The sequence below is a fragment of the Rubritalea sp. genome (genome assembly GCF_039830215.1).
Lineage (GTDB): Bacteria > Verrucomicrobiota > Verrucomicrobiia > Verrucomicrobiales > Akkermansiaceae > Rubritalea.
Genome location: NZ_JBDOPO010000215.1, coordinates 1 through 10388 on the forward strand (window position 1 = coordinate 1; position 10388 = coordinate 10388).

6 protein-coding genes and 1 pseudogene are annotated in these 10388 nt (G+C 49.4%); 2 read left to right on the forward strand and 5 right to left on the reverse strand.

Translation table 11 applies throughout. The annotated features are described in order from the left end of the window. A pseudogene (locus ABGY95_RS07160) lies at positions 1–281 on the forward strand (tRNA uridine-5-carboxymethylaminomethyl(34) synthesis GTPase MnmE); the annotation flags it as partial. 107 nt (positions 282–388) lie between these two features. On the opposite strand, the gene ABGY95_RS07165 reads toward ABGY95_RS07160, so the two are convergent. Together ABGY95_RS07165 and ABGY95_RS07170 are read right to left on the reverse strand one after the other, a co-directional pair. Next, a complete protein-coding gene (locus tag ABGY95_RS07165) occupies positions 389–3505 on the reverse strand; it encodes an efflux RND transporter permease subunit (RefSeq protein ID WP_347441005.1) in 3117 nt (1038 codons plus the stop codon). Positions 3506–3508: 3 nt separating this feature from the next. After that, positions 3509–4882: a replication-associated recombination protein A gene (locus ABGY95_RS07170; protein ID WP_347441006.1), complete on the reverse strand. Its 1374-nt coding sequence runs from the start codon at positions 4880–4882 to the stop codon at positions 3509–3511. 103 nt (positions 4883–4985) lie between these two features. Between ABGY95_RS07170 and ABGY95_RS07175 the strand changes: the two genes are divergently transcribed. Beyond that, on the forward strand, positions 4986–5624 hold the full coding sequence (locus ABGY95_RS07175; RefSeq protein WP_347441007.1) for a carbonic anhydrase: 639 nt from the start codon (positions 4986–4988) through the stop codon (positions 5622–5624). A 46-nt stretch (positions 5625–5670) separates the two neighbouring features. On the opposite strand, the gene glnD is transcribed toward ABGY95_RS07175, so the two are convergent. From glnD to ABGY95_RS07190, 3 genes are all read right to left on the reverse strand, one after another. Then, positions 5671–8436, reverse strand: a complete 2766-nt coding sequence (glnD, locus tag ABGY95_RS07180) for a [protein-PII] uridylyltransferase (RefSeq protein WP_347441008.1) — start codon at positions 8434–8436, stop codon at positions 5671–5673. Between the two features lie 80 nt (positions 8437–8516). Beyond that, complete coding sequence (gene purB, locus ABGY95_RS07185) at positions 8517–9941, reverse strand: adenylosuccinate lyase (protein WP_347441009.1); 1425 nt, start codon at positions 9939–9941, stop codon at positions 8517–8519. A 126-nt stretch (positions 9942–10067) separates the two neighbouring features. Then, the coding region (locus ABGY95_RS07190) for an acyltransferase family protein (protein WP_347441010.1) at positions 10068–10388 on the reverse strand (321 nt) is incomplete at its 5' end.

Here is a 10388-nt window from a genome sequence, read left to right on the forward strand (position 1 = left end):
GTCTCGACGGGTTAGCTGACGCTATTTCTGATGAACTTTTGCTAAGCGAGTCAGCGTGGGGTGGTCATGCAATGGCCATCAATGCGCGCCATCAAGATTGCCTAAAGAAGGCTGATGAGTCCTTGGCTAATGCCCGTGAATCACTCGAACTCAACACTGGCATTGAGTTTGCCTCGATTGACCTGCGTGAGGCGTTGAATGCTATCGGTGAGATTGCTGGCCGAGTCGATACGGAAGAAATTCTTGGAGAGATCTTTGGGAGTTTCTGTATTGGTAAATAAGGGGGGCGCTGCGCTTCAATTAAGAATTAAAAATTAGGAATGAAGAATTCCTTCAGCGAAGGCTGGAGATGTGTAATCACACATTCGTAGCTTGTCGGCCAAGGCCGTTAGTCCTCTTTCTTCGGTTTGAGTATGGAGAAGTCGACGCTGATGGCGTAGGCACAGGGGATAAGGAATAGGGTGATGACGGTGGCGAAGAGGATTCCGAAGCCTAGGGAAACTGCCATAGGGATGAGGAACTGGGCCTGAATCGAGCTTTCGAATATGATCGGCATGAGTCCCGCAAATGTGGTGATGGATGTGAGGAAGATCGGGCGGAAGCGTCTGATGCCGGATTCCGCTATTGCTTCTCTTAGCGGAGTTCCTTCGAGTCGGCGCTTGTTGATGAAGTCGACGATGACTAAGGAGTCATTCACCACGACACCGGCGAGTGCTAGCATGCCAAAGAAACTGAGGTAGGAGACTTTAAGATCGAGGAATACATGAGCCCAGTAAGCTCCGACGACACCAAAGGGAACGGCCAGCATCACGAGAAATGGTTGTGTGAAGGATTTGAACGGGATAGCCAGTAGTGAGTATAGGGTGAAGGCAAGTACCAGCGCTAGTGCGATGAGGCGTTTGTTGCCTTCTTTGTAGTCGGCGAGCTCCCCCTCGTAGTTCCATGTGACACCTGGGTAGTCGAGCATGAGCTTGTTGAGGTATTTTGTCAGCTCGGGTTCAATTTTTGTGACATTGAATTCTCCATCAGGCAGGGCTGTGACGTTGCTAACGCGTGACCCGTCTTTACGCTTAATGCTTGGCGGTGTGCTACCTTCTTTGATGCTTGCAAACTGAGCAATGCTGGCGAGTTGGTTGTTTGGGAGGCTGACACGCAGCGTGTCGAGGGTGTGGAGGGATTTTCTCTGGTCCTTGGGGAGTTTGAGCATGACGCGTAACTCAGAGTCGGCCATCTGGATTTTCTGCACTTGGATGCCAAAGAAAGCACTACGGATTTGCCGAGCCAGCCCTTCTTCAGTGAGGCCGGCTTCACGTCCTTGGGCATTAAGTTTAACCTCTAGTTCGCGTTGTTCGCGTGAGTTGCTAGACCAAGCATTTTTGATGACTTTTTTAGCATTGAGCCAGGCCTCTATTTCTCTCGCAACTGCGAGGCGTTCTTGATCGTTATTGGAGCGTAGATCGATGGATATTGGTTTGGCCCCTTTGCCTCTTGAATTGTTTTTTTCGGTGCGGATGTAGAATGATTTAACTCCCTGCATGTCGCCTACCGCGAGTTCCCACGCTGCAGCGATTTCTTTGTTTTTGGGACCAGGCACGGTACGTTGGCCAGGTGGTATAATCTCGACGAGAACGTATCCGTCGGTCGGTGAAGCTCTGGTATTCCATGGTTTCCCGCCTGAAGAGGTAAGTACATTACCGATGAGGGATTTGCCCGTGCCGGGATCGACGAATGAGTTGCGGACTGACTCGAGCCCTTTGACCACCTGTTTGACTCGTTCATCAGTCTCTTCATAAGAGGTGCCAGTGACCGTTTCGAGCGAGGCGTAGATATAGTATCGGTCAGTTGATGGGGCAGGATCGAAGTTGTCAGATTTAACATACCAGCCAGCAGTAAGGAGTAAGGAGGTAATAAATAGTGAGAGCGTGGCGTAGCGGTGGTGCAGGGCAAAACTCAGTAAGGGTTTGTAAACGCTTTGAATGAACTTTTCTAGAGAGTCGGCAATGTAGCGCTGAGTCTTAACGAACCAGCCTGTACTCTTTCGGTTGGTTTTGAGGTGCTTGAGGTGGGCGGGTAGAATCAGTTTGGACTCGACTAGTGAGAATAGAAGTACGGGGATCACGACGAGAGGAATCTGGCGTGCCATTTCACCTAAATAGCCTTCGATGAACATGAGTGGGACAAATGCTGCAATGGTGGTGAGCATGCCAAAGGTCACAGGAACGGAAACTTCCTCGGTGCCGAGGACTGCGGCATCGAGTGGGGGCTTGCCCGGTTCGCTCATTCTTGAGTAGATATTTTCTCCTGTTACTATAGCGTCATCTACTACTATTCCGAGCACGATGATGAAGCCAAAGATGCTCATGTTGTTTGCCGAGACTCCCAGATAGTGCATGGAAATCAGCCCTCCGGCGAAGCTGATAGGTATACCGGCAACCACCCAAAATGCAATTTGTGGGCGGAGAAATAGGCCGAGGAAGATAAGTACGAGAATACCACCCTGGAGAAGGTTTTCCCCTAATGTTTTGAGACGACCCTTTAAACTCACCGAGTCGTCATCCCAAGTGGCTAGCTCTATGCCCGATGGAAATCTGTCTTTTGCGCTAGCAACGTATTTGTGGACTGAGTTTGCTATCTTTAGTGCATTCTCACCATCGAGCCTCATGATTTCCAGAATGATGGCATTCTGGTTGTTGTAGCGCATGACTTTCTGGTCAGAGGCTCTTGTGTCTTGGACGCTGGCGACATCGCCAAGTTTGAGCTCTGAGCCATTTTCTCGAGAAATAATGAGGTCGCGAAATTGCTCGACACCATAGGCCTGCGAGCTTGAACGGATCAGGATGCGCTCACCATTGTTGTTGATGGAGCCTGCCGATAGATCGATAGATGTCTCGCGAATCTTACGTGAGAGTTTATCAATAGTGAGATTGTAGGCATTGAGTACTTCGGGTTTTACTTCGATGGTGATTTCTTTATTGAGTCGCCCCTGAATGTTGACTTTGGAAATGCCATTGATCGATGTGAGGTCATCACGTGCTTTTTTAGCTGCGACGAGCAGGTCGGCGTCGGATAAGTTTCCGTAGATTGCCACAGAGATGACCTCGTGCCAGTAGGCAGTGTTAGGTATATAGATTTTTGCTTTTTCTGCTTCACTGGGAAAGGTGCTGATGCGGTCGAGCCGAGATTCGATATCAGCTTTGAGTTTCTCGATGTCGGTGTCCTTATCGACATTCACGACAACATTGCCTGAGTTGCGGCCAGCACTAGATTCGATACTTCCAATGCCGGAGATGTCATTGAGAGATTGCTCGATGGGCAGAATAATCTTTTGCTCCACATCTTTCGGAGTTCCACCGCGAAGTGGGACGCTGATACGGATCTGCGGGAAGGATACGGCAGGTTCTATTTCGACAGGGAGTTGAAAATAGGCCGTGTAGCCACCAAATAAGAGAATGGCGACCATCAGGATATTTGCGGCTACATGATTTTTGGCGAACCAGCGAATCATTGATCAAGGTGCAGGTGGTGATTGTTGTTTGTGAAGGGACTTCCAGTGCTCAAGGCGTTCTTTGATACGCTTCTCCAAACCGTTTTCTGTCGGTGTGTAATAGTGTCTTCCCTCTGGGAGGTACGACTGGGGAACATAATTCCCTTCAAATGAATGAGAATAAAAATATTCCAATGCTTTTTCATTTTCACCAGAGGCTGCGGAGAGTTTTTTGCGGCTCGGTGTGCGTAGGTGAGCGGGGACAGCTAGAGTTCTGCCATTATCCACATCAGCAATTGCTGAGCCCAGTGCCGCATATGCGCTGTTCGATTTAGGCGAGGTTGCTAGATAGACTGTGGCGTGTGCCAGTGGGATGCGTCCCTCTGGCATACCTATGAATTCGAATGCTTGCTGGGCATCCATTGCTACGCGTAGAGCATTTGAGTCGGCTAGGCCGATGTCTTCGCTCGCAGAAATAACGATTCGGCGAGCGATGAAGCGGGGGTCTTCGCCGGCGTGGAGCATTTTGGCCAGCCAATAGAGAGCTGCATCAGGGTCTGAGCCTCGGATAGACTTGATGAATGCTGAGATGGTATCGTAATGGGCATCGCCGGTTGCATCGTAGACGATAGCTTTGCGCTGAATGGACTCTTCGGCAATGCTGAGGTTTATTTGTATAGTGCCATCAGCATGAGAAGGGGTTGTCAAAGCTGCCAGGTCGAGGGCTGTTAGGGCTTTGCGAACGTCGCCGTCAGATTTTTCAGCAAGGTGAATGAGGGCATCTTGGTGCGCATTTATTTGGAGACAGCCAAGACCCTTAGATCTGTCTGCGATGGCTCTGCGGAGAACCCCGACGATGTCTTCGGTGGAGACGGGTTCTAGCTGGAAAATTTGTGAACGTGATGTGAGTGGTGAGTTGACGTAGTAGTAGGGATTGTGCGTGGTGGCGCCGATGAACCGGACTGTTCCTCTCTCAATGTGCGGGAGGAGTACGTCTTGTTGTGCTTTGTTGAAGCGGTGGATCTCGTCGATGAAGAGAATGGTTGTTTCACCTCGGAGGTTCTTCCAAGTGCGGGCTTGGGCAATTTTGTCGCGAATCTCCGCAACATTGCTTTCCACACCATTGAGCATTTCAAATCGCGAATGAGTGGTCTGGGCAATGACTGTTGCTAGAGTGGTTTTACCTGTGCCGGGAGGCCCGTAGAAGATGAGCGAGCTAAAGAGGTCGGCCTCGATCGCTCTTCGGAGTAATTTTCCCTCGCCTAGAATGTGCTGCTGGCCGGCGATTTCGGAGATTGTCTGCGGGCGCATTCTCGCAGCCAAAGGCTGGGAGGCGTTACTCGGCACATGGCCCTTGGGCTTGTTTGGTTCTGGGCCCTCAGGGAAAAGCGAATCCATAGCTAGAGTTGAAACAAAATAGAGTCAGGCTGGCAACCGTGATCAGTGGGATGTCACGAGTATTCTCGGTAAAGACTCAGAAAAACTTGCAGAAAATGAAATTATGCAGACAGTCAAAGTTATGGACGGCATTGAGAAAATTCTGAGAAATAATAAAAACTGGGCAGACGAAATCACAGCTAAGGATGCAACATATTTTGAGCAGTTAGCTCAGGGGCAAGCACCAGAGTATTTGTGGATCGGTTGTGCTGACTCGCGCGTTCCAGCGAACCAGCTATTGGGGCTAAATCCGGGCGAAGTTTTTGTCCACCGCAATGTGGCAAACCTTGTTGTCCACGCAGATTTCAATAGTCTGGCAGTGATTCACTATGCAGTAGAGTACCTCAAGGTGAAGTATATCATCGTATGTGGCCACTACGGCTGCGGTGGGGTGCAAGCTGCGATGTCCGGGAACCGCTTCGGCCTTGTCGATAGCTGGATTCGTCATGTCAATGATGTGATCAAAATCCATGGCCCAGAGTTGGCTAAACTCGATGAGCCAGAGAAGTTTGATCGCCTCTGTGAACTCAATGCAATCGAGCAAGCAATTCACGTATCACAATCACCACCAGTGTTAGATGCCTGGGAGCGTGGCCAACAGCTGAGTATTTATGCTATGGTCTACGACTTAAAAGATGGTTTGTTGAAGCCAGTTGCAGATCCGATTACTTCTCCGCAAGAGAGTAAATTGGTAGGCGAGTAAATATAAAAGCCGCCTGTAAATAGTTTGCAGGCGGCTAGAGATTAGGTCAATCAGCGTGCTCGAATCCGACAAGGCGCTGGATTGAGCTCTCGAGTTGCATTATTTTTTCTGGGTCGGTAACCTTGGATCCATCTCGGTTGCTGACGTAGATGGTGTCCATGGCGGCACCTTTCTCGGTGCAAATACGTGCATGAACAGTGGCTAATCCGCATTTTCCAATATTAAGAAAAATATCGTGAAGCAGGCCAATTCGGTCGAGCGCTTGGACTTCGATTGCTGTGAATTGTTGGCTGGCGTGATTGTTCACAAATGCTCTAACAGGAAACGGGAGGCCCCCTTCATTCACATCTTTCTGAAGGAAATTTCGTTTCTTCCTTAGATGTTTTGATGAATCGTAAGCATCTTTTTGAATCAGCTCAGAAAAGGTTTCTTTCACTTTTTTCTTTGTGGCCGTATTGGTCACGGCGAGTTGGTCCTCAGTACAAACGTGGAAGATGTCGCAGGTAATGCCGTCAGTGCGTGTATACACGTCGGCCGCGATAATGTTAATTTGTGATGCAGCGAGAGCACAGGCCACTTTCTCGATAAGTAGTGGGCGGTTCATAGTGGTAACCACTAGTTCGGTATAGCCTCGGTTGTCGTGGTTGATCCAACGGAGGTCCGATTCCCGAAATCCTTCTGGAGCTTTCTCAGCTTTCTTAGTGAATCGGCGCACTGCACGAATGTGAATGGCTAGTGATTCTGGAGCTCTGTAGCGGAAATAGCCTTTTGGCATTGTTTCAAAATGTATGCCAAGTTGCCTGTGGTATTTTTCTTTGAGAACGTTTTTTGTACGCTTTTTGAGCTTCTTAAGTTCGTTTTCTCTATCAACCTTGTATTGGTTTTTACCGCTTGAGAGAAAGGCTCTAGTGGAGCGATAAAGCTGTAGCATGAGCGATTCCTTCCATGGTGACCATGCTTCTTCGTTTGTTCCATTAGAGTCGGCATAGGTGAAGACTAATAGGGCTTCCAAGCGCTCTCTGTCGCGCATGATTCCGGCAAATTCTTCAATGACTTCTGGGTCTTCTAGATTCTTGCTGGTTGCGTAGCGCCAATATGTGAGGTGATGGTCGACAAGGAAGGTGAGAAGCGAACGGCGTGCACCCTTAATTTTGAGTCTAGAACAAACACGTGAGGCAAGCATAGCTGAACCATCGGTGTGTTCTCTGACATTTTCTGCACGTCCTGTATCGTGGAGAATCATTGCCAGATATATAGCATAGGGGTCTTCTAGGCCGGTGAGAATTTTACGGTAAACTTCACACTCTCTGCTGTCATCTTCTATAAGGGCATCAAGCTGCTCGATGCAGCGAAGGGTGTGCTCGTCGGCAGTGTAACGGTGGAAAAATTCGTGTTGGACAAGGCAGTCTAGGGCCCCAAATTCAGGCATCCATCTGCCCAGAACGCCAGACCTGTGCATCATTCTGAGTATGTCTGCGACACTTCCCTTGCGCTCTAGCATAGCACGAAAGGTTTCTCTGTTAGCCTTCGAATTTCTGAATTCAGTGTTGATGAGGGACCAGCTGGCTTTGATGAGTTTTCTGGTTTGTGGTGCGAGGGTGAGATTGCGCAATTGGCATTCTTGGAAAACGCGCATCATGCGTCTGGAGTCTTCCATGAATATTTCAGAACTTTTTGGGTAAATACGTCCACCACGGATGACGAAACCGTCGAGTTCGACCCTTTTCTTTTTCGGTTGTGGTAAAAATTTTAGCCACCCCTTTGCTCCATCATTTTCGTTGATTTCAATTTGGAAAATTTCCATCAACGAGGATGTGTGATGGTAGATTGCTCGGGTATGGCGATAGTAGTCGCGCATGAAGGATTCGCACCTGCGTAAGATACTCTCTTCAGGGTACCGGAAGTTAGTAGCGACGACGCCTTGGAGTCGCAAGGTGAGGATGTCAGTGGAGCTGCCGGTATGGTAGTGGAGTTCATTGCGCACACGGTGGACGAAATCATAGGCTGCCACGATTTCTTTATAGGCTGATTTGGTGAGTAGGCGTTCTCTCACCAAAGCGAGAAGCTCATTGGTGCCACGTTCTACTTGTTCGACCCAAATGATGTTATGAAAATCGCGCAAGCCACCACAGCTTTCTTTGACATGTGGTTCTTGGAGGAAGACTGTGTGCGAGTACTTGCGGTGGCGTGAGCGTAAGTCTTGGCGGCGAAGTTCGAAGAAGGCGTCAGGATTCTTTTGAATACAATCACGCTGGTAGCGACGAATGAATTCCTCAACGAGCGCTGAGTCACCAGCAATCAGGCGGGTATCCATCAATGCTGTTTTTGACTGCTGCTCTGATTTAGCTTCATCGATGCACTCGTTTATTGAGCGGGATGAGTGCCCCACTTTGAAGCCTGTGTCCCAGAGTAAGTAGAGGATTTCTTCTACGAGTCCTTTGGTTATAGCTGGAATCTTTGTGGAATTGACAGGGAGAAGAAAGAGTAGGTCGATGTCGGAGCCAGGGTTGAGTATAGCGCGACCGTATCCACCTACGGAAGTAACTGCGACTTCAATAGGAGCTTCTGCTGAGAGTCGTTTTTGGCTGGTGAGAAATGCAGCACGAATCACATTGTCAACCATCACAGAGCGTGCACCGGCCACTTCTAGACCACCGGCACCAAGGTCGTGGATCTCTCTGATACGCGAGTCTTGTTCGGTAATAAAAGTTTTGATCAAGCGCGCCCGTTGCGTCTGGTCCACAGCAGTTCTGAGTGCAGGTAAAAGTGTGTTTTCAGCCGTTTGTTTGATGGAGTCAGTGATCGGGTGCATGAGTCTAAAATAGGTAAGTGCGTGGGTAGAAAAATGGCCCAGCAGATGCTAGGCCATTTGATATTTTCTTTAAAGAAAGATTAAAGGATTGAGCCCGGCTCGTAGGTTGCTGCATTCGGGAACTTAGCAGTCCATGCGCTGACACTCTTGTTGAATGCTGCGACTTGGCTGCGAGCAGAACCTGCGTTCTGGCGGCCTTCTTCGAGGAGTGCACTGAGTTGCTCACCTGTGAGAGGGATGCGCTGGTCATCAGCGAGGCGGCGGAGTAGGTCGTTCTGGCGAACAGTACGAGTGCGAAGATCAGAAACAGTAGCAACTGCGTGCTCCTTGATCACCTTGTGAGCAGTCTCACGGCCGACACCAGCCTTCACTGCTTCCATCATGATCGTAGTTGTCATGAGGAATGGTAGGTAGTGCTCCGTCTCAGCTTCGATAACCGCAGGGTATGCATCCATCTGGTTGAGGATCGTGAGAAATGTTTCGAACATACCGTCACATGCGTAGAATGCGTCAGGAAGCATCACACGACGGACCACTGAGCAGGAAACATCACCTTCGTTCCACTGATCACCAGCAAGGCCAGACGCCATTGCGAGGTAACCTTTGAGAATTGTTTGGAAGCCATTCACGCGCTCGCAAGAACGTGAGTTCATCTTGTGCGGCATAGCGCTGGATCCAGTCTGGCCTTTAGCGAAGCCTTCACTTGCTGTCTCGTTACCAGCCATGAGGCGAAGAGTGCGAGAGAAGGACGATGGACCAGCAGCAAGGTCTGTGAGAACTGAAACTGTGCGGAAGTCGAGGCTACGAGGGTATACCTGGCCGACATTGTCGAATTTCTCAGGAATGCCGAGGTGCTTGCTGATTCCGCTTTCGAGAGCGTCTACCTTAGCTAGATCCCCATTGAAGAGTGAGATCTGATCCATCTGTGTACCGACAGCGCCTTTGAGACCGCGTACAGCATATGTCTCGACGTGGTGGTTGAGTGATGAAAGTGAACCGAGAAGTTCTTCGCCGAACATAGCGATGCGCTTGCCGAATGTGGTTGGCTGCGCTGCCACGTTGTGTGTGCGTCCAGTGATGAGTAGACCTTCCCATTGTTGGGCGCGCTCGTTGATTTTAGCGAGTGTTGCGACGGTCTTGTCGCGAAGGATGAGAAGTGAGCGGTACACTTGGAGTTGCTCCACGTTCTCTGTGAGGTCACGTGAAGTCATGCCTTTGTGAATGTGCTCGTGTCCAGCAAGGTCACAGAACTCTTCGATGCGTGCCTTCACGTCGTGACGTGTGATGCGCTCGCGTTCCATGATTGCTGAGAGGTTCACCTGGTCCTTGACTGACTCGTAGGCGTCGATTGCTTCCTGTGGAATGTCGAGGCCAAGCTCTTTCTGGGCCTTCATTACGGCGATCCAGAACTCTCGCTCGAGGATAATGCGGCCTTCTGCAGACCAGATATTACGGATAGCTTGGGAAGCGTAGCGCTCGGCTAAAACATTAGGAATTGCTGACATGGTAGCAGTAAGAGCGAGCAGGGGAAAACTTTCAAGTCTAATGCTTGTCTCATCAGGCTAGATTTACGGTATAAAAAAGCCCGGAGGTGAACCAGCGGGCTTTTTTGTGAGTTTATATCTGGAATGTTATCTGTATTTTGCGCGGAGCCCTTTGAAAGAGTTGTCGACGTATTCATCTACAATGTAGGCAAAGAGGATCGAGAGAGCAAGGGTTGTACCAAGAAGAATAATTTTTGAATCAAACCACGTATGTTGTTGCAGTATGCCTATGACGACGTAGTGAATAAGGTACATGCCGTATGAATAGACTCCTAGTTTACGCATCCAACCCCAGTTGAGCCATGAGAAGAAGATGTGATCTGCTTTATTGATTGCGTAGTAAAATAGAGGCATCATGCAGAGCCCTTGGAGGGTGTAGCGAAAAGTCTCACGGTAAATAGGTTCACG